The sequence below is a fragment of the Pseudomonas sp. RIT-PI-S genome, assembly GCF_025642975.1.
Lineage (GTDB): Bacteria > Pseudomonadota > Gammaproteobacteria > Pseudomonadales > Pseudomonadaceae > Aquipseudomonas.
Genome location: NZ_JANZKJ010000008.1, coordinates 169,231 through 192,275, shown reverse-complemented (window position 1 = coordinate 192,275; position 23,045 = coordinate 169,231). Strand labels below are relative to the sequence as shown.

The window sequence follows — 23,045 nt, the reverse complement described above, 5'->3', positions numbered from 1 at the left end:
AATAGGACTTTAAACCTGGCTTCGCTGCCGATTCGTGGGCGTGGCCCGCTCCTGTCCAGATCAAGGCTTGATCGGCACCTCGGTCGAGGTACTGACCAGGTGCGGCTGGGTCGCTCGTCGCGCCTCGCTCACCATGATCTGCGGGGTGGTTGAACAACGGTATTTGACGCCCTTGCTAGTGGGCATCGTAGTCACCGTTTCCATACATTCGGCCCGAGAGGCATAGGCCGTTGGCCGAGTCTCCTCCAAGCACCCTTCCGTCGCTGTGCACACGCTCATCACCATCACGAAAACACTCATCATTGCCAACACTCCTTTGCGAGGCCAGACGGACATCTATTGGAAAACTGGGCCGATTCTGCGCATGCCGTGAGTAGGAAAACAATGGGGAGCAACCTACCGATCGTCGGGAACATGGCGGGTTGCCTTCATTTTCCGGATGGGAACTATAACTTGTTGTTCTGTATGAACTTTTTCAAAATGCCACTATTTGAGAAATGTTCTCTTCAAGGGCCTTTCCAGCGGATTTCCGTCGCCAATCCGCTGGCGTGGCCATTTGCCCAATGTCGGTTCTGTTACAGTCCTGAACAACCCTGAAACATCAGCTGAAAAGCCTGGCCAAGGCCTGGGCCTGTGCTGCCACATCGGTCACTGCCGTGCTTTCCCACCACAGCCCGCGCAGGGGTGGGCCAAGGGCAAATAAAACCTGCGAAACCGAGCCTTGCGCGTCCACCACCGCACCGCTGGCGTGAGCGTCGATCCCCAACGCCAGTGGCCCAGGCCGCACCAACCCACGAGCCAGTAATTGCCGCGGCAGCGGTTTGTCTACCCGGCGCCAGTCGTATTCGATGCCGCTGGAGTTGATTACCGCGCAACCTTGAACCACTACCGGCTGCTGCTCCCCTCTGCGGCGGATGAGCAACTGCACGCCCTCCGGCAGCCCGGTAGCTTCGAGCAGCGCGGCTGCCTCGATGTGCAGCCGGCCGGCGGCTTGCAAGTGGGCGAGCAACGCCGCGCCCAAGGGGGGCGACCGGTGATGATGGCTTTCCCACCAAGGCCGCAGATGGCGCACGAACTGCCGGCGCTGAAACTCGCTGGCGTGGCTCCACAATCGCCCCACGTGCGCACGCACGGTGTCCAGTGGCGCTTGCCAGTCCACCCCCTGCGCTTGCGCCAGGCGGCACTGCCGGCGCAGCTCGGCCGAGAGCTGGCGCGGGCTGGCATGGAGCGTCTGGGCGAGGAAGTCTGGCCAAGGCGGTGGCTGGCGCCGCGGCTGCGGCAACAGCCCATGGCGCGAGAACACCTGGATCGGCCCACGGTGCCCTGCCTGTTGCAGCGACACCAGCGCATCGATCATGGTCAACCCGGCGCCTACGATTAGTACCCGCCCGTTCGCCGGGACCTGCGCCATGGCGTTCACATCCCACGGGTCCAGGCCGGCGAAAGCCGTGGCCAGGCCGGCACCGGCCCGGCGCGTGCGTGACGCCGCGAACACGCCGGTGGCCAGCACCGCCCGCGGCGCGAACCAGCGCTTGCCACCTTCCACCTCCACGCAGGCACCGCCCTGGTGGGTGAACAGGTCCACCACCTCGGCCCGCACATGCTCGACGCTCGAGCGCGGCGCCGCTGCCAGTGCTTCGTCGAGCCGTCGCTGGGCATAACGGCCAAACAGCGCCCGCGGCGGAAACAGCTCAGCCACCGGCACAGCCTGCGCGGCAGCCTCCGGCCAGCCGCCCGCGGCGATGTGTGCCGCCAGCCAGTGGGTGAGGTCGTCGGGAGCGTCGGGGTCCACACTCATGCGGGCCGCGTTGGCGTTGAGGGTATGGCCCAGTTCGGTGGCGCTGTAAGCCTCGCCACGGCCCAGCTCGGCGCGGGGCTCGAACACCACGATGTGCCGCGCGCCAGGCAGGCGCAGCAGCTGCATGGCCAGCAAGGTACCGCTCAGGCCGCCCCCAATGATAAGTACGTCGGCGTTCGTCAAGGCTGCGCGTCCTTCCGCTATCGAATGGCCGCCATGGTACACCGAGCCTGGGTCGCGCTCGTGGGCCGGCGCATGCCCTCCGTGCGTTGCGTTGGCCAGCCCAAGGTGCAGCCTGCGCTCTAGCGCGGGGCAAGGCCCCGGAACACGGTTTCGGTCAACTGGCGAACGCGCCCGGCGTGGGCGGCCAAGTCCGGCACCTCCTGCTGCACAAGGCGCATGAACAGCATCGAGCAGTAGTCGTTAAGGAAATACGCCACGAAGGCCACGTCCACCGAGGCGCCGAGCTTGCCTTGCGCTTGCAGGTCCTGCAGCAGGCAGGCGATCTCCGCCACCAGCCCCTCGTTCAGCGAGACCATCACTTCCGGCACGCTGGCGCTGAACCCCAGGGCCATCACTTCACGCCAGATGGATGCGGGCAGCGCCGCCAGCTCGTGTTGCACGATCAACCGCTCCAGGTGGCACAGGGCGTCTACCGGGTCGTCGAAGGCAGGCATCTGTTGGCGGGCATCGGCGATAGCCTGGCGGTCCGCCTGCTGCACCAGCGCCAGGAGGATTTCCTGCTTGCTGCCGAAGTAATTGAACACCGTAGGCGTAGACACCCCGGCATCCACGGCGATCTGCTCCACGGTCGTGGCCATGAACCCATGGGTTTCAAACAATACCCGGGCGGCACCAACGATTGCCTCGCGGCGCTGTTCCTTTTGCCTCGCACGTAGCCCAGCCATCGCTGCTTCCCGTCACATTCGTAAGGCTGTGATTCTAGGCAATTTTCTATTTCGATCAATATTTTTAGTTGACTATAAGTTTTTACATGGATAAAACTCAGCGCACCGATCAGCCAAGAGATGGCCGCGATGCAGTCCGAACTGTCCCACCACTTGACCCAGGCCTACGCCAGCGCCGCCCAGGCTGCGAGCGCCGAGCCGCTCATGCAGGGCTTCCCGCCGGCGCTCGAAGCGCGGGTGACTTGGCATAACTTCATGCGGCCCCCCTACAACCGTTGGGCGTTCAAAAACCTAGGGCGCATTCGCCCCAGCATCACCGTGCGCAAGGGTGGGGATCGGCCTTCACCGCTGCCGGCGGCCAGCGGCTCGCTCTCAGGCTTTACCTTCGAAAGCGCCACTGGCCAGCAGGTGGCGCTGGAGCAGCACCTGCAAGCGACCTGCACAGACGGTTGGCTGGTGATGAAAGCGGGCCAGGTGGTGGCCGAGCAGTACTTCCACGGCCATCAGGCGCACAAGCGGCACATCATGTTCTCGGTCACCAAGTCGTTGATCGGGCTGCTGGCCGAAGGGTTGATCCTCGACGGCACCTTGAACCCGGCGCTGCCGGCGCGGCACTACGTTCCTGAATTCGACGGCAGCGCCTTCGCCGATGCCAGCGTGCGCCAGCTGTTGGACATGGCCGTGGCCATCGATTACGACGAGGCCTACGACGACCCCACCTCCGGGGCCTCGCAGTTCGGCTATGCCTGCGGGCTGACCCCCGCGCCAGCGGGCATCACGCCCTCCCCTTCGCTGTACGCCTACCTGCCTGGCATGCGCAAGCGCGGCGAGCACGGCGGCTTCTTCCACTATGTAACCGCGACCACCGAGGCCCTGGCCTGGGTGATGGAACGCGCCAGCGGCATCGCCTGCGCCGAGCAGCTCGAAGCCTTGTGGCGGGGCCTTGGCTGTGAACGCGACGGTTTTTTCATCGCCGACCCGTGGGGCCGCAGCATCGCCGGTGCAGGCTTCAACGCCACGCTGCGCGACATGGCCCGCTACGGTGCGATGGTCCTCGCCCACGGCCAGGCACAGGGGCACCAGCTGGTGCCCGCTGCCGCCATCGACGCGGTGCTGGCCGGCGGGGACCCGGCGATCTATGCCGCCAACCGCGACTTCGCCGCCTGGACCCCCGGCGCTACCTATAAAAGCCAGTGGTACGTCTACCCCGGCGAAGCACTGCTGGCGGTAGGCATCCACGGTCAATGGCTCTACGTGGATTTCGCCCGCGACGTGGTGATCGTCAAACAATCCTCCATGCCGACCGCCGAGGGCCCGCTGGACATCGACACCGCTCGGCTGGTACGGGCGCTCGCGGCCTCTCTATAACAGGCAAGTCACCGCACCCTCACACATGGGACAGGTTTATGAACCACTGGATCAGACACAGCGTGACCGGTTTGCTACTGAGCACCGCCAGCCTTGCCGCCCTCGCCGGCCCCGGCGGCGAACTGCGCATCTATAACTGGATCGAGTACCTGCCCAAAGACGTGCTGCAGGACTTCGAACACCGCACCGGCATCAGCGTTACCTACGACGTGTTCGACAGCCCGCAAACCCTCGAAGCCCGAATGCTCACCGGCTCCTCGGGCTACGACATCGCCTTCCCCAGCAGCAGCCAGATACCCCACCTGATCGCGGCCAAGGCGGTCATGCCGCTGGACCGCGCGCAGCTTCCTCACTGGAGCAACCTGGACGCCCGCTTCATGCAGCAGCACGAAGCGCTGGATCCCGGCAATGCCTATGCAGTGCCCTACCTATGGGGCACCACGCTGATCGGCTACAACCAGGCCAAGGTCACCGCCGCGCTGGGGCCGAACGTCGATATGCGCGACTACGACCTGCTGTTCAAGCCGGAGAACATCGCCAAGCTGGCCCAGTGCGGGGTGGCCTTCCTCGACAGCCCGGACGAAATCCTGCCCATCGCACTGAACTACCTGGGGCTGAACCCTAACAGCCAGCGCGAAGAGGATTACGCCAAGGCCGAGGCGCTGCTCAAGTCGATCCGCCCGTACATCCGCTACTTCAACTCCTCGAAATTCGGCCAGGACCTGGCCAACGGTGACATCTGCGTGGCGGTGGGCTGGTCTGGCGGCATGCTGGCGGCGCGCAACATGGCGTTGGCCGCTAACAACGGCAATGACATCCGCATGGCGTTGCCGCGCCAAGGCACGCTGATGTGGTCCGATGAAATGGTCATCCCCAAGGGCGCCACCCACCTGGCCCAGGCCCACGCCTTCATCGACTACCTGCTCGAGCCTGAAGTGATCGCGCGGGTCACCAACCAGATCGGCTATCCCAACCCCAATGCGGGGTCGGCCGGCAAGATCGACCCAGCCCTGTTGCAAGACCAGAACCTGTTCGTGCCCGAGGCCCAGCGCCATCTGCTGTTTCGCTTCGAGCCACCAAGCATGGCGCTGCAAAGGCTGATGACGCGCATCTGGAACCGGATCCGCAGCGATGTCTGAGGCGTGCCTGGAGGCTGCGCTGCGCATACGCGCGATCATTGGCCAAGGCGTGCCCGTGGGGCGCGGCCCCGAGGGGGAACGGATCGACTACCCGATCCTCGGCGGCGAGTTTCAGGGCTCGGGCATCGCTGGCAGCGTGCCGCCCGGTGGCGCCGACCATTACCTGGAACGCGCGGATGGCCTGGGCGTGCTCGATGCCCGCTATCACTTGCGCTGCGAAGACGGCAGCCGCATCGCCATTCACAACCGGGGGCTGCTGCGGCTGACCGCCAGGGGTACGGAACTGGCGCGGGGGCAATGGCCGATAGACCCCGCCGAGTATTGCTGCCGTTGCACTACCAGCTTCGCCACCGAGGCGCCGCACCTAAGTTGGTTGCAACAACATGTATTCGTAAGCGCGGTGTATTACCCGGGCTTATATGAAGTAGCCATCGATGTTTACAAGTTGATTTAAACGCCACTCCGAAACTTGCATTACCAGAACAATGAATCGGCGCCGTACCCCACTGTAAAACAACAACAATACAGACAACTTCGAAACTTCTCTGCCATTCAAACGACAACAAGCCGGAGCAGAACCATGAAGTGCCCGATCCCAAGGTTGGCGGCATTGCCTTTATTGGCATGCGCCCTCCCCAGCCATGCCATTGAACTGAATAAAGACTTCACCCTGGATGTACGCGTTACGGCCTTGAGCGATTATCGCGTGGGTGGTTTCAGCCTTACCCAGGGGGACCCGGCCCTTTGGCTGGATACCACCCTGGTCCACAGCAGCGGGCTGTTCGCCGGCGTGTTCAACACCAACGTCAACTTCGGCACCCGGGCGCGGCGAGAGTCGGACTACTACGCCGGCATCACCCGGGCGCTCGCGCCGAACGTGGTCGCCACGGTATTGCGCATCGAGTACGAATACCCCCACGACAGCCAATTCAACTACGGCGAATGGATCGGCACCCTGACCGCCTACGGCGCGACCCTGGGCGTCAAGTACGCCACCGACATCAAGCCGTTCGGCGACGACCGCATGATCACCTGGGTCGGTTATGCGCTGCCGTTGCCTTACGAGAGCCTGCTCGACGTGCGTTATGGCTACAACGACAACAAGGACGACATCTATGCCGCCGGCGACGGCTCGCGCCGCAGCACGTATCGAGATTGGCAGGTGGGCCTGAACAAACGGGCCTTCGGCCTGGAGTGGCGCGCCGCCTATATCGACACCGACCTGTCGCGCCATGAATGCGCTTCAGTGTTTGGCTACAACGACGTGTGTTCGGCCACCGTGGTGTGGTCGGTTTCGAAAAAGTTTTAAGCGTTTGACGCCTCGAGGAGTTTCCATGCATCCGAAGTATCTGACCGCGACCTTGGCGGTAGGCTTGGCCATGGCCAGCCAGCTGGCATGTGCCGGCAACGACGAAGTGCCGGGCGCACCCCCGGCAGTAGCGGAACGTCAATGGCAACCGTTCTGGGCCAAGCGGGTCACGGGTTATATAAAGGCCGCCGACGGCACTGAACTGCGCTATTCGGTATTACTGCCCAAGGCGCAAGGCAAGTTCCCGGTGCTGGTTCGCTACAGCGGCTATGACACCGGCAGCATCGGCGGCGCGGCCTACCTGGGCGACAACGAAACCTTCTCGGTGGCCCTGGACAAACAACTGGTAGAGCAAGGCTACGCGGTGATGGGGGTATCCGCCCGCGGCACCGGTTGCTCACAGGGCACGTTCGATTTCCTCGGCCCGCGCTACGGCACCGATGGCCGCGACGCCATCGACTTTGCCGCGGCGCAAAGTTGGTCCGACGGCAAGGTGGGGATGTTCGGCTGGTCGTGGGCCGGGATGTCCCAGCTGATGACCGCCTCGGAACGGCCCAAGGCGCTCAAGGCCATCGCGCCCGGCATGGTGCTGGGCGATGCCCGGGCGGACAGCTGGGCGCCAGGCGGCGTGCCAGCGCCGGAATTCGTCACCAGTTGGCACTGGTTCGTGGACCAGCGCTGGGAAGCGGTCAAGGCCAGCGCCAAGGCTGAGGGCGACCAGCGCTGCCTGGCCCAGGTGGCGCAGAACCAGGCCGATGTGGTGAAACACTCGCTCACCTACCAGCTAGCGCGCCATCCCCTGCGTGACGACTGGGTCAAGCAGCGCAGCCCGCGCGACCGCACCCAGCGCATCCAGGTGCCTGTGTTGTCGATGCAAACCTGGCAGGACGAGGCCGTGATGGCCCGGGAGGGCTACTACCAGGACACGCTCAAGCCCGAGCAGTTGTGGATGGTGCAGTCCAACGGCCCGCATAACCTGTATGAAGCGACCCGGTTCCGGGAGAAGCTGCTGGCGTTCTTCGACCACTTCGTCAAAGGCGTGAACAATGGCTTCGAAAGCAAGCCGCATATGGAAGTGTGGGAAGAAACCACCGCCGAGCGCCAGGGCGGCCGCCACGAGCCGAATGAAAGCGCCCGGCCCGGATGGACCTTCGAGCGCGACCGCTACCCATTGGCGGTCACCCCGGTCAGCTTCAGCCTGGGCGCGCAGGGCAGCCTTGCGCAAACCGGCCAGCCCGCGGGCCCGGCGGACGAATACGACTACCCGGTGCCCGGGCCAGAGGTAAACACCTACCTGCGCGACAATGCCTGGGGCCCGCAGGACCCACGCTTCAAGGGCGGCAGCCTGGCCTACACCAGCGCGCCGCTGCAACGCGACCTGGTCACCTACGGCAGCGCCAGCGCGGATGTATGGCTCTCCGCCGTGCTGGTGCCCGACCTGGATGTGCAGGTGACCGTCACCCAGGTGTTGCCCGATGGCCAGGAAATGTACGTACAACGCGGCTGGCTGCGGCTGTCGTCCCGCCAGCAGGACCCCCGCCACGCCACGTCCCTGCGCCCGTGGCGGCTGGACGAGCCCGACGCCTTGCAACCGTTGCTGCCTGACCAACCCGTGCTGGCGCGGGTCGAGCTGCCGCCGTTCTCCCAGGTGCTGCGCCAGGGTTCTCGCCTACGGCTGTGGATCGACGCTCCCAGCCGTACCGGTGGCTATGGCTTCGATACCTTCTCGCTCCCGGCGCACGTGAAAGTGCTGCACGACGCCGCCCATCCCTCGCGGTTGCTGCTGGGCACCCTGGCGGACGTGAAGGTACCGGTCGCTCAACCGGCCTGCGGCACCCTGCTCAAGCAGCCGTGCCGGCCAGACCCACTGCCTTGACCCGATGACCGAACGGCGCCGGCCGTCGGCGCCGCCTTTTCCCTGACCAAGCGAGACCTCTATGCCAAAGCCTACCTACCTGCGGCGTCGCGCCCTCTGCGCCCTGAGCCTTGCCGCGCTGTTCAGCCTGCAAGGCGCTTCTGCCATGACCCTCAAGGAAACCAAGCCGCAACGCCTGAGCAACGAACTGGTGATGCAGATCGACGTGCAGCTCGGCCCGCAGGAGGACATGGGTGCCGGCGATGACGGCCACCGGGTGAACTACCCGATCATCGGCGGCACGTTCGTGGGCAAGGGCATGAGCGGCAGCGTTATTCCCGGCGGCGCCGACATGTCCGTGGAGCGCAGCGACAAAACCACCCTGATCGACGCGCTGTACCGCCTCAAAACCAGCGACGGCCAGGTCATCATCATTCACAACGCCGGCATCTGGCGCCTGAGCGAGGCCGGCCAGGCCAAGAAGGACAAGGGCCTTGGGCTCAAGGACCTCGCCGACGGCGACGTGTATTGCCGCACTATCCCTTCCTTCAAGACCCAGCCGGGGCAGTACGACTGGCTGGGCGACAATATCTTCGTCGGCACCATCGACGGCCTCAGCGAGCATGAGGTGCTGATCAGCGTGTACAAGGTCGGCGGCAACTGAAGGCCCTGGCGCCTGCCATTCGGTAGGCCAGTGCCGCTGCTCTTGCGCTGAACGGCTGCCTGCTTGCTTGGTGTACGGCCGAGTGAACAGGCAGCCTCCCCCCGCTCCCCTGAACTGCTGAAACCCTCAAACCCGCACACATTTTGTGATATAGGATATTTAGGATCCTATCTCATGCATTGAATACCGGTACGAAACGCGCGCCGGAAGGGTTTCCCGCTGATGTCAGCACCGCCTCGTCCACCTCGATTGCCCCCTTCCTTATATAGGCAGGCGTGGGCCCGGCGCGCCCGGTTGCCGCTGCGCGCAACGCAGCCGCCTGCTTGCGCTACAGGTCCAGCACCATACAACCCGCTGCACGTTTGCCAAGAGGTAATCCGCACGCATGACCATCTCCTTATCGTCGTTGTGTACCACCGCTTGCCCGGCTGACGTTTCGCGAGCCACGCCTGGCTGCGCCGGTGATGTGTATCCATGGGCCTGCTAGACGATTGCCTGCAACTGTTGAGCGCCGCGAATACCGACGCTTGGCTGGACATACTCACCGGCGCGGCGAACAAGCTTGGGTATACTCGCGTGCTGTTCGGGTTGAAGCCGGGCAAAGACGCACCCAATGCCGCCGCGGTGGTGCTTGGCAATTTTCACCAAGCGTGGCGCCGCCGGTACGACGCGGCGGGGTACGCCAGCGTGGACCCAACGGTCAGCCACAGCTTCGCCTCGGCGCTGCCGCTGATCTGGGTACCGGAGCTGTATCGCAACGACGCGCAGCGGCAGTTTGCCGAAGAGGCCGCCGCTGCTGGCCTCAGCCACGGCCTGACACTGCCTATCCACGGGCCACAGGGCCAGGTGGGCATGCTCAGCCTCAGCTGCGACGCGGCACCCAAGGGCGAATACCTGGCGCAGGTACAGGCCTCGCTCGGCGACGCAGTGCTGTTGCGCGACTATGCGATGGCCAGTGGCGCGAGCTTCCTGGCGGCGACACAGTGCGCCCGCCCTCATCTCACCCCCCGGGAGCGGGAAATTCTCAGCTGGGCGGCATTTGGCAAAACGTCATGGGAGATCGGGACGATCCTGGGCATCAGTGAGCCGGCCGTTGAGTTTCATTTCAAAAACATCCGCCGAAAACTGAAGGTGTCTTCACGACGGCTAGCTGTCGCCAGGGCCATGCAGCTGGACCTCATTTCGCCGTGACGGCACCGCCTCACCGCTTGCGATGGCGGCCAGGTCCGCATCGCCGATACGCCCTGCCAGGTAAAGCCGGAGCAATACCAGCAATGCGGGTGAGCCGCGGCGCGCGCATTCCAAGCGGCTGGCCGCGGGCTGGCTCAGCCCGAACATTTGCCAGAATGCGCCTTGGCTCTTGCCAGCCCGGATACGAACATCCATTGCCCGCCTTACGATAGTTTTATCGAACAACATAGACACACCGCTAAACCTGAAAAACCCATAGTGCGTAACAGCACGCTCGCAGCGCTAGCTACCAGATTGATAGGGTGCCAATTATCCAGTGTGGATATATAAAACGCTCACTTTCACGGGAGGTGAGCAAGATGGACATTGCAATCGATCGAAGGGCCAACTTCAACGCATCGCGACTTCAGCAGATGCATACACTCAGAGCGAAGATATTCCGGGACAAGAAAGAATGGGACGTGAGTGTGATCGCAGGTATGGAGATCGACGGGTACGACGCTCTGGACCCGTACTACATGATCCTGGGAGAAGCCGATGACAAGGGCAGCGTCTATGGGTGCTGGCGCCTGTTGCCAACGCTCGGCCCCAACATGTTGGCCGATACCTTCCCGGAATTGCTGAACGGGGATCCGGCGCCTCGTGCCGAGGGCACCTGGGAGCTCAGCCGGTTCGCCATCGAACAGAACGCCGCAAAAGCAGGGACGTTTTCCCAGCGGTCATTGACCGCTATCAGGGCCGTGGTGCAGTTCGGGGTGAACCGCGGCCTGGTCAACTTCGTGACAGTTACCACCGTGGGCGTGGAAAAGCTGCTGATCCGGCTAGGCCTCGATGTGCGCCGCCTGGGCCCGGCCAGGGTGATCGGCGTGGAACGCGCGGTGGCGCTGAGCATACAACTCAATACCAAGACATTGAACGCATTGGCGGAATAATACGTTTCACCCTATCAAACCGGTAGGTTGATAAGTGCTCGGGATAATAGATCATCAGCCTGCTTCTCCCGCCGCTTCAGCCTGGGCGGCGATCAACTACGCAGGATTATCTCTACAAAGCCATGGTGGCGTGGTGGCTGGGCTGCCGGAAATACAAAACCATCGGGCCCGACAAGGTCAATCAGGTGCGGCATTTATTGATGTTCAAAGATGCCGCGACGGTCAGGGCGCACATGGCACGCCACGGTCGCCTGCTGCGCGAGAAGTTCGCCGCCGTGGAGCAGACGTTCCGCGATCGACTGGCGGGGCTGAAGGGCGTGGAATGGTCCACCCCCGCGGGCGGCTATTTCATTTCGCTGGAAGTCCCCGTGGGCCTGGCCAGGCGCGTTGTGGACCTTGCCAGCCAGGCGAACGTGAAAATGCCCCCTGCCGGCGCCACGCATTGCCAGGGCCACGATCCTAGTGAACGGCACTTGCGCATCGCGCCGTCCCACCTGGAGCTGGCCGAGGTCCAGCACGCCGCAGAGGTCATCGCCCTATCCGTGATGCTGGCCATTGCCGAAACCGCAGAGGGCGTGACCGCCTGAGCACGGCGCAACCCCAACGTGTTCCACGCCTGCCATGCCGGCAGCCACGGCGCCGTTATGACGAACCACCGGCCTTGTGGAATGATTCGCCGCTGCGCTTGTCGATCCTTTGAGCGAAGCCGCACACGGCTTCGCGGCCCTGGCCGGCAGCTCACAACAAAAAGGTTTGGCCCTGCCGCACCCAGCCTACCCGTGCGAATCACCCTATAGGTTCGACCATGCGCCGCATTGCCTCTGCCCTCTGCCTTGCCGCCGTTGTGATCGTGTCCACCCTACCCTGCGCCCAAGCCGACGCACCCGGCGGCGCCGCCGAGACCAAGGCCCAGGTGCTGGAACAGAGCGCCGCCAACGATGCGCCGCCCCCGCCCCGGGAAACCCTCAGCAGCACCGAGGTCCAGGCCGTGGACCCGGCCGGGCGCGAGTCCGTGGACGACGCCATCACCTGTTTGGCCCGCACCGTTTATTGGGAAGCCAAGGGTGGCAGCGAAACCAACATGGAGGCCGTGGCCAACGTGGTGATGAACCGCCTTGGCCACGAGGGCTTTGCCGATACCGTTTGCGGGGTGGTCAAGCAGGGGGTGGAGCAGAAGAACTGCCAGTTTTCCTGGTGGTGCGACGGCCGTTCAGACCAAGTGCAGGAAGAAGACCGCTATACCCTGGCCAAGGCCATCGCCGGCAAGGCCCTTAACCAACAGCTTGCGGACCACACCGGCGGCGCCCTGTACTTCCATGACCGCAAGGTCGCCCCCGGCTGGGGCAAGACCTACATCCGCACCGGCGCCACGGACAAGTTCGTGTTCTATAAGCCGCGCAGGGCTACGCAGTGATCACGCACTGGCGTTCAGTGTTGTAGCACATGGGGCCACGGCCGGGATTGGCGGCGCGGCCCAGTTCGCGGGCTGGCGCCCGCGCTACACGGTGGGCTGCTGCCTGATCAGGACCCGTTGGACGCCTTCCACTGCCCGCCTTCGACGATCACCGCGTTGGGATCGGTCTCTGGCGCCAGCTTGTCGCGCACGTACTGGTCGTACAGCTTGCGCAGGTATTTCTCATCGCCCAGCCGTGCCAGCTCACCGTTGACCCAATCCCGCAGTTCTACGTTGCCCTTCTTCACCGCTGGCGCGATGGGCGCTTCATCGCCCAGGGGCTGCGGCAGCAGGCGGAAGCCCGGGTGCTCCTTGGCCCAACTGAACAGCACCAGGTTGTCTTGGGCATAGGCATCGCCGCGGCCGTTGGCCAAGGCTTGCAACGACTCGGAATTCTTCTCGAACTTGAGCAGCTTCCAGTCTGGGTGGTTGCGGGTCAGCCAGATGTCCGCGGTGGTGCCGGTGGTGACGATGATGGTCTTGTCCTTGAGGTCATCCAGGGCCTTGGCCGGGCTGTTTTCGGCCACCAGAGCCTGCACCGCCACACGCAGGTTCGGGTTGGTGAAGTCCACCACTTGCTGGCGCTCGGGGGTGACCGTCATGTTGGCGAGGATCAGGTCCACCTTGTCGCTTTGCAGGAAGGGAATCCGGCTGGCGGGCTCGACCACCACGAACTCGACCTTCTTCTCGTCGCCGAGCAGGTCCTTGGCGAAGCGCTTGGCCAGGTCCGTGTCGAAGCCCACGTACTGGCCCTTGTCGTCGACGAAACCGAACGGCGGCTTGTCGCTGAACACGCCCACGATGAGCTTCTCGCGCTGCTTGATGGCCGCCACCGCGCCGGCAGGCGCCGAGGCGCTGGCGGTCTTGGCGGGTTCGGGCTTGTCGCAGCCGGCCAGCAGGCCGAGGGCGAACAGGGGCAGTAACACGGCAGTTTTGAATTTCACGATGCTTTCCTTCTAGGCATGTTTTCTACATAGGAGAAGCGTTCCAGAAACTGCTGCGCGCGTGCGGTCTGCGGGGAACTGAAAAAACGCTCGGGGTCGTTCTGTTCGGCGATGCGGCCGCCGTCCATGAACACGATACGGTCGGCCACCGCGCGGGCGAAGGCCATTTCGTGGGTCACGATCATCAGGGTCATGCCGGCTTCGGCCAGGTCCAGGATCACCTGCAGCACTTCCTTGACCATTTCCGGGTCCAGGGCGGCGGTGACTTCATCGAACAGCATCACCTTGGGGTTCATGCACAGCGCTCGCACAATGGCGATGCGCTGCTGTTGCCCGCCGGAGAGCTCGCGTGGCCAGGCCTGCGCCTTGTCGGCCAGGCCCACCCGTTCCAGCAACGCCAGGGCCTGGGCCCGGGCCTCGGCGGCGGGCCGGCGCTGCACCCGCAATGGGCCCAGCAGGACGTTGTCCAGCACGGTCATGTGCGGGAACAAGTGATAGCTCTGGAACACCATGCCCACTTGCTGGCGCACCCGCCGCCAGTCACTGGCAGGGGTGAGCAGCTCGCCAGCGAAGCGCAGGGTGCCGCCATCGCCCTGCTCCAGGCCATTGAGGCAGCGCAGCAAAGTACTTTTGCCACAACCGCTGGGGCCTAGCAGCACCACCACCTCACCTTCATGAACCTGCAGGTCCACGCCTTGCAAAACCTGGGCGGCGCCGAAGCGCTTATGGAAGCCCGCCAACTCGATCAGTGCGCTCATGAGTGATTCCAGCGCCGTTCCAGGCGCCGGGACGCGCTGGACAGCGGATAGCAAACGAGAAAGAAGAACACGAACAAGCAGCCATAGATGAGCACCGAGGCGTAGGTGCGCTCGATGATCTGCTGGCCGGCCTTGGTCACATCCACCACGCCGATCAATACCGCCAGCGAGCTGGTCTTGATCAACCGTGTGTACACATTGATCACCCCGGGTGTGATGCGCTTGAGCGCTTGCGGCAGGAGTATCCAGGCATACAGCTGGCGCGCCCCCAGGCCGATCGCCAGCCCCGCGTCGCGCTGGCCACGGGGCAGCGAATGCAGGCCGCCGCGCACCACCTCGCCCACTTCCGTGGCCCCCCACAGCCCCAGCACCAGCACCGCACACCAGAACGCCGGCACGCTCAAGCCGAGGAACATCGGCAGCCCGAAGAAGAACAGGTACAGCCACACCAGCACCGGAATCGCCCGGAACAGCTCCAGATAGGCGCGGAGCACACCATTGAGCCAACGCACCCCGAGCGTGCGACCGATGCCTTGCACCAGGCCCAGCAGCGTGGCCAAGGCGATGGCCGCCGCAGAGATGCCCAGGGTGCGCGCGGCGCCCGCGGCCAGTTGCGGCGCCGCCTGCCACAGCAGCTCAAAACCCGTAATGGCCACGTTGCAGCCTCCGCTCCAATTGCCCCAGCAGCAGCGACAGCGGCAAGAACAACAGCAGGCACAGCGCCGTCAGCACCGCGAGCATCTCGTAGGTTTTGTAATAGAGGGCGATGTAGTTTTTGGTCGTGTACAGCAGTTCGGGCACGGCCACGGCAGACACCACCGTGGTTTCCTTGAGCAGGAAAATCACATTGGCGAACAGCGCAGGCAGGCTGAAGATGCCTGCCTGCGGCAGCACCACGTAACGCAACAGCTGCCATGGGGTCAGGCCGATGGCGCGGCCGGCTTCCAACTGCGCCTTGGGCAAGGCCTCGACCCCCGCGCGCAGCACTTCGGTCAGGTAGGCGCCGCCGAGAAACGTCATGGCGATGATCGCCGAGGCGAAGCCGCTGATGCTCACCCCCAGGCTGGGCAAGGCAAAGTAGATGAAAAACAGCTGGATCAGCAGTGGTGTATTGCGCGCCAGTTCGACGTAAGCGCGCACCACACCAGAAGCGCCCGGCACGCGCAACGCGAGCAGCGCATTCGTGGTCAGCGCCACCGCCAGGGAGGTGAAGATCGCCAGCAGCCCGACCTGCAAGGTCATCAGCATGGCGGCGCCGAAGCTGGGCAGGGTCGAGAGGATGAAAGGAACATCGAACGTCATGGGCAGGGCCGCCACGACGGGCGCGCGCGGCGCTGCGTGGGCAGGGCACGAAACAGGATTGGCATGTTCGGAGGCCTTGCGGCAAAGGGCTGATTAAAGGGAGCGGCGTTCACGCAGGCAGTTACAGGCTGCCCGCAGGCGCCATGGCGCCTGCAAAAGCCTTTCGAAAACTGCGCGGGGAGCGCTTTTTATAGCCTATTGAAACCACATGAGACTTTGTAATACCTGTTTCGAATAAGCATAGAGCCGCCCGACAACGCCCCGCTTACCCGGCTGAACGCCACGAATAACGCCTAAGCATAGTCCGTTTCGGTATTTGGTATATACCAAAATGGCCACGTATAACGGCATCACTTTCCCAAGGGCTGAGCAGGCTGCGCTTCGATGGTTTCGTTAAGGATCATGCTGGAATACTTCCACCCGTGGCCGAATTCGGCGGGGTTCTACCTTGCCCGGGAGCGTGGTTGGTATGCCGAGGCGGGGCTGGATGTGGAGCTGCGCGTGGCAGACCCCGAACGCGGCGACAGCTTGCAGCACCTGGCGGACGGTGTGGTCGAGCTGGCGGTGTTCCCCAGCAATCGCCTGCTGGTGCGGCGGGATCAAGGGCAGCCACTCAAAGGGGTGGCAGCCATCAACCATGCGGGCCTGGAGGCCATCCAGACGCTGACGGACTTCGCCATCGACCGGCCGCGCCAGTTGATGGGCAAGCGCCTGGCGATGAACCCGACGCCACGCGGCTTGGCCATGGTGCGCCATTTGGTGCGCGAGGATGGCGGCGATCCCGATGCGGTGATCATCGTCGACGCCGGCAGCCGCGAGCTGCGCCCGGAAGACCTCGCCGCCGGCCTGGCACACGCCAGCTTCGGTGGCTATTGGGCCTGGGAGGCACTGATGGACAGCCCCGTCGAGGCAGCCCGGCGAGTGGTCTGGCCGGTGGGCGACTGGGGCGCACCGCCCTACCACAGCTACCAGCTAGGCGCGCATGAACGTTGGATCGAACGCAGCCCCGAAGTGCTGCGGGCCTTCCTCGCGGCCACCGAACGGGGCTTTCTGGCCGCGGCCCAAGCGCCGCAGGCCGCCTGCCCGGTGTATGAACGGGTGATCCCCTATTTCCCCACCCGGTTGATCGAGCATTCGCTGCACTGCATCGCCCCCACCTGGCTGCACAACGGCCGCTGGGGCGAGCAGCGCCAGCCGTTGATCGAGCCCTATGCGCACTGGCTGCACCAGCACGGCATCGTGCAACGGCCAGGGCAGTGGGCCGGTGCCTTCACCAACGAATTTCTGCCGGAGCCGCACGCATGAGCCAGGCACCGCACAGCCACGGGCTGGCCGGGGAGCTGGTGGAGCCGGATTGGCCCCTGCTCGCCGAGGTGGAACTGCACGGGCTGCTGGCCCACTACCCCGCCCTTGGGGCCCTGCACAGCGTGACCTGGCACAGCCCGCGGCCGTTTTCCACGGCGGCGCTGGTACGCACAAGTGCAGGCGACTGGTTTGTGAAGCGCCATCATCGGAAGGTGCGCAGCGTTCCTTGGCTGGAAGAAGAACACCGCTTCGTCGCCCACCTGCGCCGTGGCGGCGTGCCCGCCCCCAAGGTGCAGGCCAGCGCCAGCGGCGCCACGGCTATCGAGCAGGGCGGCTGGAGCTATGAAGTGCATGCGCGCGCCGAGGGCGCCGACCTGTATCGGGACGCGCAGTCCTGGGAGCCGTTCCAGTGCCAAACCCATGCCAGGGCAGCGGGCCGCGCCTTGGCGCAGCTGCATGGCGCCGCCGAGGGCTACACGGCACCTGCGCGCCAGGCCAGCGTGCTGGTCAGCCGCCCGCAACTGCTCGCCGACGCGAACCTGCTCGGCGCCCTCGCCCACCATCTGCACCGGCAACCGGCCCTTGCCCACTACCTGGCCGGTCGCGATTGGCAGGATGAACTGGCGCGGCTGATCCTTCCCGCCCAGGCTGCACTGCTGCCGCACCTGCCCGGCCAGCCGGCGCTGTGGACCCACAACGACTGGCACGCGTCCAACCTGCTGTGGAACGCCGACCCACACCAACCCTCGGTGGCGACCGTACTGGACTTCGGCCTGTGCGACCGCACCTTCGCCCTCTATGACCTGGCCACCGCGCTGGAGCGCAACGCCATCCCCTGGCTCGAGCTGGACCACGGCGGCGGCGCCCGCGCCGACCTTGCCACCGTGGATGACCTGCTCGCCGGCTATGCCAGCCTGCGCCCGCTGCCCCCTGCGGCGATAGACGCCCTCTGCGCGCTACTGCCGCTGGTGCACCTGGACTTCGCGGTGGCGGAAGTCGCCTATTTCCAAGGCATCCTGAACAACCGCGCCAGCGCCGATATCGCCTGGGACGGGTACCTGCTGCGCCATGCACGCTGGTTCGCCGAGGTCGAAGGCCAGCGGCTGATCGAACACCTGCAACAGCGCCGTGGAGACTGGGCATGAGCACCTCAACGTGGTTGATCAGCCCCGCCGCGCTGCACGCCCGCCTGGGTTCGCCCGGGCTGGTGATCTTCGATGCCACGGTGGACCTGCCCGCGCCGCGCTTCGACGGCGACTACCGCGTAACCAGCGGCTACGTCGGCTGGCTGCGGGGCCACCTCCCCGGTGCGCGACACGCCGACCTGTTGGTCGACCTGGCAGCCCCGAACGCCGGCTACAGCTTTGCCATGCCTACGGTGCAGGGGTTTGCCGAGCACCTGGCGCGGCTCGGCGTCGGGCCGCGCAGCGAGGTCGTTGTCTATGACCGCGCCGATGGCTTCTGGGCGGCACGGCTATGGTGGATGTTGCACAGCGTTGGCCTCGGTGCAGCCCTGCTCGACGGCGGCTATCAGGCATGGCAACGCGCTGGCCTGGCTATAGGCACTGGGGTGGCGAGCCTGGCGCCAGCCAGTGCCCCGCCCGTGCTACGGCCGCGCGCGGAATGCTGGGCGAGCCTGGAGGAAGTCCACGCCATCAGCCTGGGCCAGGCACCCGGCCGCCTGGTGTGCGCGCTGGCGCAAGCGGTGTTCGACGGCAGCGCCGCCACCCGCTACAGCCGCCGCGGGCACATCCCTGGCAGCCTCAATCGCCCCGCCCGTACGCTGTTCGAAAGCGACGGCCGCTATCGGCCCACCAGTGCGTTAGCGCAGGTGCTGGGGCCTGACTTGCTCGGCGATGGCAGCCGCCTGGTGTTGTACTGCGGCGGGGGCATTTCCGCTGCCGCCACCGCCTTTGCCCTAACCCTGCTCGGGCGCGAAAACGTTGCCCTGTACGACGGTTCGCTGCAGCAATGGAGCGCCGACCCCGCTTTGCCAATGACCACCGGAGCAGCTCCGGCCTGACCGCCCGCACCGGGCTGCGCGTACACTTCGCACCCCCGCTTGCCAACGCGCAGGCGGCGATGTTGCGCGCACGGATCGACCTCACCATGGAGCTGCCTTGATGTTGCCTCACCTACCCTTCCCGGCCCGCTTGCTGATCTCAAGCATCGCCCTGGCTTCAGCCGGGGCCGCCGTCGCGGATGAACCCACCACCCTCGGCACCGTGACCGTGGTCGGGGATGCCGCCGACAGTTACCGCGCGCCCACTGCCTCGGTCGCGGGCAGCGACGACGCGCCTTTGCTGGACACGCCCGCGTCGGTTTCAGTGTTCAACGCCCAGCTGCTGCAAGACCAGCAAGCGCGGCTGCTCAGCGAGGTGCTGCGCAATGACGCCTCGGTGGGCGAAAGCTATGCCCCGGTGGGTTACTACGAGAACTTCGTGGTCCGCGGGTTTTCCCTCAACGCCGCCAACAGCTACAAGATCAACGGCCGCACCATCGCCGGCGAGCAGAACGTGGCGCTGGAGAACAAGGAGCAGGTGGAAGTGCTCAAGGGCTTGGCCGGGCTGCAGAGCGGTGTGAGTGACCCGGGCGGTGTGGTCAATTACGTGACCAAGCGCCCGCGGGACATCCGCTCGGTGACCGTAACGGCCGATCAGGATAGCGGGCGTTCGCTGGCGGTGGACGTAGGCGGCTTTTTCGGCGCCGAGCAGCAGTTCGGCCTGCGCGCGAACGTTGCCCACGAGGATATCCGCTCCTATGTGGACCACGCCGACGGCCAGCGCGACTTCGCCTCGCTAGCGTTCGACTGGGTCATCGACCCGCGCGCCACCCTGCAGCTGGACGTCGAGTACCAGGCGCGCGAGCAACGCTCGGTCCCCGGCTATCAACTGCTTGGCGGCAGCGAGCTGCCCCACGGCGTGAACCCTCATGACCTGCTCGGCTACCAGAGCTGGTCCAAGCCGGTGCGGATGGACTCGCTCAACACCAGCGGGCGTTACACCTACCTGCTCACCGATGACTGGACAGCCCGCCTGGGCTTGTCCCACAGCCAAGTGGTGATCGACGACTACAGCGCCTTCCCCTGGGGCTGCTACGGCGCCGCCAGTTGCGCCAGCACGGCGGTGCCTAACACCTTCAGCAGCGAGGGTGACTATGACATCTACGATTTTCGCAGCCCCAACGACACCCGCCGGGTCGATGAAGCCGAGGCCGCGCTGAGCGGCCGTTTCGACCTCGCCGGACTGCGCCACGAGCTGGATCTGGGCCTGAGCGCGCAGCGCCGCACCGTGGACAGCCACGACGAAATCAACGAATGGGTAGGCTCGGGCAACATCAACGCGGCCCCGGCCGATTACACGCCTTACAGCGGCAGCCTGACCCCCAGCTATCGCCACCTGGACAGCCGCCAGTACGGGTTGTTCGTCAACGACCGGGTGCACCTGAGCGAACGCTGGCAACTGCTGCTGGGCGGCCGGGAAGTGCTGCTCGATGAAAAAACCTTCGACAGCGACGGCGACACCACACGCCATACCCGCCAGTGGAAGTTCCTGCCCAATCTGGCGCTGGTCTACCAGCCGTGGGACAACACCTCTCTGTATGCCCGCTACAGCAAGGGCCTGGCCCTGGGCCGCGAAGCGGACTGGTACACCACCAACGCCGGGGACACCCTGGCGCCGACAATCTCCCGCCAGGTGGAAGTGGGCATCAAGCAAGACTGGCAACGCGTGAGCCTGGGCGCGGCGCTGTTCCAGATGCACCAGGGCTACCAGTACTCAAAAGACAATGGCGACGGTACCCTCACCTTCGTGCAGCAAGGTGAGCAGAAAAACACCGGCCTGGAGCTGACCGCCAGCGGGCGTGCCAGCGAACGACTGCAGCTGTCCGCGAGCGTTGCGGCCATCCGCGCCGAGGTGAGCGGCAGTGGCACCGACGCCTACGACGGCCATCAGGCGATCAACGTGCCCAAGCTACGCGCCAGCCTCTATGGCGACTACAGTGTGCCCGGGGTGGACGGCCTGGCGTTGCTGGGCGGAGTGCAATACAGCGCGAGCAAGTACGCCAACCGCGCCGGCACGGTGAAGGTGGGCGATTACGCTGTGTTCAACGCAGGCAGCCGCTACACCACCCGTATCGATGGCTATGAAACGGTATTGCGGCTGAGCGTGGACAACCTCTTCAACAAGGCGTATTGGCGCGATGTGGGCGAATACATGGGCGACGGCTACCTGTTCCCGGGCGCGCCGCGCACCGCGCGGTTGTCAGCCACGGTCAATTTTTAAGGAGTAGCGGCATGTCCAACCTGGAAATTCTTGCGGTGCTGGTCAACGTGCTCGGGGTATGGCTGACCGCCCGGCGCACCCCTTGGTGCTGGCCGGTCAGCGTGGTCGCGGTGTTGCTGTACGTGTGGATCTTCTATGACGTGAAGCTGTACTCAGACATGCTCTTGCAGGTGATTTTCGCCTTTATGCAGGGCTATGGCTGGTGGCGCTGGCGCGCTGGGCGAACGGACCACGGCCGGGTGCACATCGAGCGCCTGCCGTTGCCGCGGGCCGTGATCAGCCTGGCGGCGGGCGCGCTGCTGGCCCTGTCGCTGGGTGCTGGCATGGCGCACTTCACCGACGCCGAAGTCCCTTGGCTGGACGCCACCCTCACCGCTTTCAGCCTGGTGGCCAGCTACTGGGCCGCGCGCAAGCATGTCGCCAGCTGGTGGTTATGGATCGTGCTGGATGCGATCTACACCGGGCTTTACTACTACAAGGCACTGCCACTGACCGCCGCGCTTTACGCAGGCTTTATCGCGCTGGCGGTATATGGGTTGCGCGCCTGGCAGCGGGACCTGTCTGCCCAGGGCCCGGCGGGCCAGCCCACGCCGGTGCTGCCATGACAGGCGCGCCGGCATGACCATCAAGCCGCCCCATCCCCAGTACCTGCGCATTCACGACGCCTTGGCCACGGACCTCGCCGGCGGCCGCCTGCTCGCCGGCGAGCGCTTTCCCACCGAGCGCGAACTGGCCGAACGCTTCGGCTGCACCCGGGTGACCCTGCGCCAGGCGCTGCAACGGCTGGAGGCCGAGGGCGTGATTTATCGGGGCCACCGCCGCGGCTGGTTCGTGTCGCCAGCGCCGATCCGCTACGACCCCACCCGGGTGACCGGCTTCATGGAGTACGTCAGCGCCCAGGGCCGCGAGCCCCGCACCGAGTGCCTGCTTGCCGAGCGGCGCCCGGCCGAACCTTGGCTGGCGGCGCGCATGGGCCTGGCGGCGGGCACCTGGGTGTATCGGCTAGAGCGCCGGCGCTGGGTCGATGGCCGGCCGGTGCTGCTGGAAAGCAACGTGCTGCGCGAAGACTGGTGCCCGGGGCTGCTCGACGCGCCCTTGGGCAGTTCGCTCACCGAGCTGCTGCGCGACCGCTACCAGCGGGTGCATGCCCACAGCGAAATCACCCTCAAGCCCTGTCTGCTCGACGACGCTCAGGGCGATTTGCTGCAACTGGCCAGCGGCTCGGGCGGCCTCTACCTGGAGCGGTTGTGCTTCGCCGAGAGCGGCGAGGCGGTGGAGTTCGACCGCGAGTATTGGCGCCCAGACGCGGTCGAAGTGACGATGAAGGTGAGCCGCGCCTAAGCCGGGGCGCGGTGCATATCGATGTGCGCGATGTCATCTTCCAGGTACGGCTCGCCCTGAGCTTGAAAGCCATAACGGCCGTAATAGCCCTGCAAATGCGCCTGGGCCGAGAGGTACAACGGCTGCCCCGGCCATAGCCGCGCGCACGCTTGCAAGGCGTGCTCCATCAACTGGTGCCCAAGCCCCCGCCCGCGCCCGGCAGGCGCAGTGATCACCCGCCCGATGGCCGCCGCAGCGCCCGGCGCTTCCGGGGGCAGCAGGCGCAGGTAGGCCAGCAATCGGTCGCCTTCCCACGCTTGCAAGTGGTGGGTATCGCCGGCCAGGTCCAGGCCGTCGATGTCTTGATAAGGGCACTGCTGCTCCACCACGAACACCTCGCAGCGCAGGCGCAAAATCGCATAAAGCGCCTCCTTGCTCAGCTCGCGATGGTGAGTGCAGGTCCAGGTGAGAGGCATGGGAAGGTCCTTTTCAAAGGGTTGGGCGGGCTATCTTACC

At 65.2% G+C, this 23,045-nt stretch carries 25 protein-coding genes; 16 read left to right on the top strand and 9 right to left on the bottom strand.

Annotated elements, in window-relative coordinates; translation table 11 throughout:
- Positions 1–60: 60 nt before the first annotated feature.
- From OGL93_RS13540 to OGL93_RS13530, 3 genes are all read right to left on the bottom strand, one after another.
- A complete protein-coding gene (locus OGL93_RS13540) occupies positions 61–186 on the bottom strand; it encodes a hypothetical protein (RefSeq protein WP_263263205.1) in 126 nt (41 codons plus the stop codon).
- 415 nt (positions 187–601) lie between these two features.
- On the bottom strand, positions 602–1,981 hold the full coding sequence (locus OGL93_RS13535; RefSeq protein WP_263263203.1) for an FAD/NAD(P)-binding protein: 1,380 nt from the start codon (positions 1,979–1,981) through the stop codon (positions 602–604).
- A gap of 119 nt (positions 1,982–2,100) precedes the next feature.
- Entirely contained in the window at positions 2,101–2,706 is a 606-nt protein-coding gene (locus OGL93_RS13530) for a TetR/AcrR family transcriptional regulator (protein WP_263263202.1), read from the bottom strand.
- Between the two features lie 129 nt (positions 2,707–2,835).
- Here OGL93_RS13530 and OGL93_RS13525 point away from each other — a divergent pair, with 129 nt between their 5' ends.
- The 7 genes from OGL93_RS13525 to OGL93_RS13495 all read left to right on the top strand — a co-directional run bounded on the left by OGL93_RS13525 (position 2,836) and on the right by OGL93_RS13495 (position 10,232).
- Complete coding sequence (locus OGL93_RS13525; protein WP_263263201.1) at positions 2,836–4,074, top strand: serine hydrolase; 1,239 nt, start codon at positions 2,836–2,838, stop codon at positions 4,072–4,074.
- 38 nt (positions 4,075–4,112) lie between these two features.
- Positions 4,113–5,213: a polyamine ABC transporter substrate-binding protein gene (locus tag OGL93_RS13520; protein WP_263263199.1), complete on the top strand. Its 1,101-nt coding sequence runs from the start codon at positions 4,113–4,115 to the stop codon at positions 5,211–5,213.
- Complete coding sequence (locus OGL93_RS13515; RefSeq protein WP_263263198.1) at positions 5,206–5,667, top strand: DUF3237 domain-containing protein; 462 nt, start codon at positions 5,206–5,208, stop codon at positions 5,665–5,667. Before OGL93_RS13520 ends, OGL93_RS13515 begins: the two co-directional genes overlap by 8 nt.
- A gap of 126 nt (positions 5,668–5,793) precedes the next feature.
- Entirely contained in the window at positions 5,794–6,522 is a 729-nt protein-coding gene (locus OGL93_RS13510; protein ID WP_263263196.1) for a TorF family putative porin, read from the top strand.
- Between the two features lie 25 nt (positions 6,523–6,547).
- Complete coding sequence (locus OGL93_RS13505) at positions 6,548–8,398, top strand: CocE/NonD family hydrolase (RefSeq protein ID WP_263263195.1); 1,851 nt, start codon at positions 6,548–6,550, stop codon at positions 8,396–8,398.
- A 61-nt stretch (positions 8,399–8,459) separates the two neighbouring features.
- On the top strand, positions 8,460–9,041 hold the full coding sequence (locus OGL93_RS13500) for a DUF3237 domain-containing protein (protein WP_263263193.1): 582 nt from the start codon (positions 8,460–8,462) through the stop codon (positions 9,039–9,041).
- A 474-nt stretch (positions 9,042–9,515) separates the two neighbouring features.
- Positions 9,516–10,232, top strand: a complete 717-nt coding sequence (locus OGL93_RS13495; protein ID WP_263263191.1) for a LuxR family transcriptional regulator — start codon at positions 9,516–9,518, stop codon at positions 10,230–10,232.
- On the opposite strand, the gene OGL93_RS13490 is transcribed toward OGL93_RS13495, so the two are convergent.
- On the bottom strand, positions 10,188–10,427 hold the full coding sequence (locus tag OGL93_RS13490; protein ID WP_263263190.1) for a hypothetical protein: 240 nt from the start codon (positions 10,425–10,427) through the stop codon (positions 10,188–10,190). The genes OGL93_RS13495 and OGL93_RS13490 overlap by 45 nt on opposite strands.
- Before the next feature lie 164 nt (positions 10,428–10,591).
- Between OGL93_RS13490 and OGL93_RS13485 the strand changes: the two genes are divergently transcribed.
- The 3 genes from OGL93_RS13485 to OGL93_RS13475 all read left to right on the top strand — a co-directional run bounded on the left by OGL93_RS13485 (position 10,592) and on the right by OGL93_RS13475 (position 12,578).
- Complete coding sequence (locus OGL93_RS13485) at positions 10,592–11,164, top strand: acyl-homoserine-lactone synthase (protein ID WP_263263189.1); 573 nt, start codon at positions 10,592–10,594, stop codon at positions 11,162–11,164.
- A 122-nt stretch (positions 11,165–11,286) separates the two neighbouring features.
- Complete coding sequence (locus OGL93_RS13480) at positions 11,287–11,751, top strand: hypothetical protein (RefSeq protein WP_263263188.1); 465 nt, start codon at positions 11,287–11,289, stop codon at positions 11,749–11,751.
- A gap of 218 nt (positions 11,752–11,969) precedes the next feature.
- On the top strand, positions 11,970–12,578 hold the full coding sequence (locus OGL93_RS13475; protein ID WP_263263187.1) for a cell wall hydrolase: 609 nt from the start codon (positions 11,970–11,972) through the stop codon (positions 12,576–12,578).
- Positions 12,579–12,685: 107 nt separating this feature from the next.
- Here OGL93_RS13475 and OGL93_RS13470 read toward each other — a convergent pair whose 3' ends face one another.
- From OGL93_RS13470 to OGL93_RS13455, 4 genes are read right to left on the bottom strand one after another with little or no spacing between them, the layout of a single operon-like run.
- A complete protein-coding gene (locus OGL93_RS13470; RefSeq protein WP_263263185.1) occupies positions 12,686–13,561 on the bottom strand; it encodes a transporter substrate-binding domain-containing protein in 876 nt (291 codons plus the stop codon).
- Positions 13,558–14,319 (bottom strand): amino acid ABC transporter ATP-binding protein, encoded by a 762-nt coding sequence (locus OGL93_RS13465; RefSeq protein ID WP_263263183.1) that lies wholly within the window; start codon positions 14,317–14,319, stop codon positions 13,558–13,560. The genes OGL93_RS13470 and OGL93_RS13465 overlap by 4 nt, the downstream gene beginning before the upstream one ends.
- Positions 14,316–14,975: an amino acid ABC transporter permease gene (locus OGL93_RS13460; RefSeq protein ID WP_263263181.1), complete on the bottom strand. Its 660-nt coding sequence runs from the start codon at positions 14,973–14,975 to the stop codon at positions 14,316–14,318. The genes OGL93_RS13465 and OGL93_RS13460 overlap by 4 nt, the downstream gene beginning before the upstream one ends.
- Positions 14,956–15,621 carry an amino acid ABC transporter permease gene (locus tag OGL93_RS13455; protein ID WP_263263180.1) on the bottom strand — a complete coding sequence of 222 codons (666 nt, stop codon included), beginning with the start codon at positions 15,619–15,621 and terminating at the stop codon, positions 14,956–14,958. Before OGL93_RS13455 ends, OGL93_RS13460 begins: the two co-directional genes overlap by 20 nt.
- Positions 15,622–16,005: 384 nt before the next feature.
- Between OGL93_RS13455 and OGL93_RS13450 the strand changes: the two genes are divergently transcribed.
- The 6 genes from OGL93_RS13450 to OGL93_RS13425 all read left to right on the top strand — a co-directional run bounded on the left by OGL93_RS13450 (position 16,006) and on the right by OGL93_RS13425 (position 22,550).
- Positions 16,006–16,926: an ABC transporter substrate-binding protein gene (locus OGL93_RS13450; RefSeq protein WP_263263178.1), complete on the top strand. Its 921-nt coding sequence runs from the start codon at positions 16,006–16,008 to the stop codon at positions 16,924–16,926.
- Entirely contained in the window at positions 16,923–18,071 is a 1,149-nt protein-coding gene (locus OGL93_RS13445; protein ID WP_263263176.1) for a phosphotransferase, read from the top strand. The genes OGL93_RS13450 and OGL93_RS13445 overlap by 4 nt, the downstream gene beginning before the upstream one ends.
- Positions 18,068–18,949, top strand: coding sequence for a rhodanese-like domain-containing protein (locus OGL93_RS13440; RefSeq protein ID WP_263263175.1), 882 nt, complete (start codon positions 18,068–18,070; stop codon positions 18,947–18,949). The genes OGL93_RS13445 and OGL93_RS13440 overlap by 4 nt, the downstream gene beginning before the upstream one ends.
- 100 nt (positions 18,950–19,049) lie before the next feature.
- The gene (locus tag OGL93_RS13435; protein ID WP_263263174.1) at positions 19,050–21,209 is read left to right on the top strand and encodes a TonB-dependent siderophore receptor; all 2,160 of its coding nucleotides are present in this window, start codon (positions 19,050–19,052) and stop codon (positions 21,207–21,209) included.
- A gap of 11 nt (positions 21,210–21,220) precedes the next feature.
- The gene (gene pnuC, locus OGL93_RS13430; RefSeq protein ID WP_263263173.1) at positions 21,221–21,814 is read left to right on the top strand and encodes a nicotinamide riboside transporter PnuC; all 594 of its coding nucleotides are present in this window, start codon (positions 21,221–21,223) and stop codon (positions 21,812–21,814) included.
- Positions 21,815–21,827: 13 nt separating this feature from the next.
- Positions 21,828–22,550: a UTRA domain-containing protein gene (locus OGL93_RS13425; protein WP_263263172.1), complete on the top strand. Its 723-nt coding sequence runs from the start codon at positions 21,828–21,830 to the stop codon at positions 22,548–22,550.
- Here OGL93_RS13425 and OGL93_RS13420 read toward each other — a convergent pair.
- Positions 22,547–23,005: a GNAT family N-acetyltransferase gene (locus OGL93_RS13420; protein WP_263263171.1), complete on the bottom strand. Its 459-nt coding sequence runs from the start codon at positions 23,003–23,005 to the stop codon at positions 22,547–22,549. The two genes, OGL93_RS13425 and OGL93_RS13420, sit on opposite strands and share 4 nt — an antisense overlap.
- Positions 23,006–23,045 lie beyond the last annotated feature (40 nt).

Bases quoted from the DNA above. Each gene is read 5' to 3' on its own strand.
- OGL93_RS13440 (WP_263263175.1), top strand. From the start codon at position 18,068: ATGAGCACCTCAACGTGGTTGATCAGCCCCGCCGCGCTGCACGCCCGC.
- OGL93_RS13455 (WP_263263180.1), bottom strand. From the start codon at position 15,621: ATGACGTTCGATGTTCCTTTCATCCTCTCGACCCTGCCCAGCTTCGGC.
- OGL93_RS13445 (WP_263263176.1), top strand. From the start codon at position 16,923: ATGAGCCAGGCACCGCACAGCCACGGGCTGGCCGGGGAGCTGGTGGAG.
- OGL93_RS13520 (WP_263263199.1), top strand. From the start codon at position 4,113: ATGAACCACTGGATCAGACACAGCGTGACCGGTTTGCTACTGAGCACC.
- OGL93_RS13465 (WP_263263183.1), bottom strand. From the start codon at position 14,319: ATGAGCGCACTGATCGAGTTGGCGGGCTTCCATAAGCGCTTCGGCGCC.
- OGL93_RS13450 (WP_263263178.1), top strand. From the start codon at position 16,006: ATGGTTTCGTTAAGGATCATGCTGGAATACTTCCACCCGTGGCCGAAT.
- OGL93_RS13495 (WP_263263191.1), top strand. From the start codon at position 9,516: ATGGGCCTGCTAGACGATTGCCTGCAACTGTTGAGCGCCGCGAATACC.
- OGL93_RS13490 (WP_263263190.1), bottom strand. From the start codon at position 10,427: ATGGATGTTCGTATCCGGGCTGGCAAGAGCCAAGGCGCATTCTGGCAA.
- OGL93_RS13425 (WP_263263172.1), top strand. From the start codon at position 21,828: ATGACCATCAAGCCGCCCCATCCCCAGTACCTGCGCATTCACGACGCC.
- pnuC (WP_263263173.1), top strand. From the start codon at position 21,221: ATGTCCAACCTGGAAATTCTTGCGGTGCTGGTCAACGTGCTCGGGGTA.
- OGL93_RS13480 (WP_263263188.1), top strand. From the start codon at position 11,287: ATGGTGGCGTGGTGGCTGGGCTGCCGGAAATACAAAACCATCGGGCCC.
- OGL93_RS13525 (WP_263263201.1), top strand. From the start codon at position 2,836: ATGCAGTCCGAACTGTCCCACCACTTGACCCAGGCCTACGCCAGCGCC.
- OGL93_RS13530 (WP_263263202.1), bottom strand. From the start codon at position 2,706: ATGGCTGGGCTACGTGCGAGGCAAAAGGAACAGCGCCGCGAGGCAATC.
- OGL93_RS13475 (WP_263263187.1), top strand. From the start codon at position 11,970: ATGCGCCGCATTGCCTCTGCCCTCTGCCTTGCCGCCGTTGTGATCGTG.
- OGL93_RS13500 (WP_263263193.1), top strand. From the start codon at position 8,460: ATGCCAAAGCCTACCTACCTGCGGCGTCGCGCCCTCTGCGCCCTGAGC.
- OGL93_RS13485 (WP_263263189.1), top strand. From the start codon at position 10,592: ATGGACATTGCAATCGATCGAAGGGCCAACTTCAACGCATCGCGACTT.
- OGL93_RS13435 (WP_263263174.1), top strand. From the start codon at position 19,050: ATGTTGCCTCACCTACCCTTCCCGGCCCGCTTGCTGATCTCAAGCATC.
- OGL93_RS13505 (WP_263263195.1), top strand. From the start codon at position 6,548: ATGCATCCGAAGTATCTGACCGCGACCTTGGCGGTAGGCTTGGCCATG.
- OGL93_RS13540 (WP_263263205.1), bottom strand. From the start codon at position 186: ATGCCCACTAGCAAGGGCGTCAAATACCGTTGTTCAACCACCCCGCAG.
- OGL93_RS13420 (WP_263263171.1), bottom strand. From the start codon at position 23,005: ATGCCTCTCACCTGGACCTGCACTCACCATCGCGAGCTGAGCAAGGAG.
- OGL93_RS13515 (WP_263263198.1), top strand. From the start codon at position 5,206: ATGTCTGAGGCGTGCCTGGAGGCTGCGCTGCGCATACGCGCGATCATT.
- OGL93_RS13510 (WP_263263196.1), top strand. From the start codon at position 5,794: ATGAAGTGCCCGATCCCAAGGTTGGCGGCATTGCCTTTATTGGCATGC.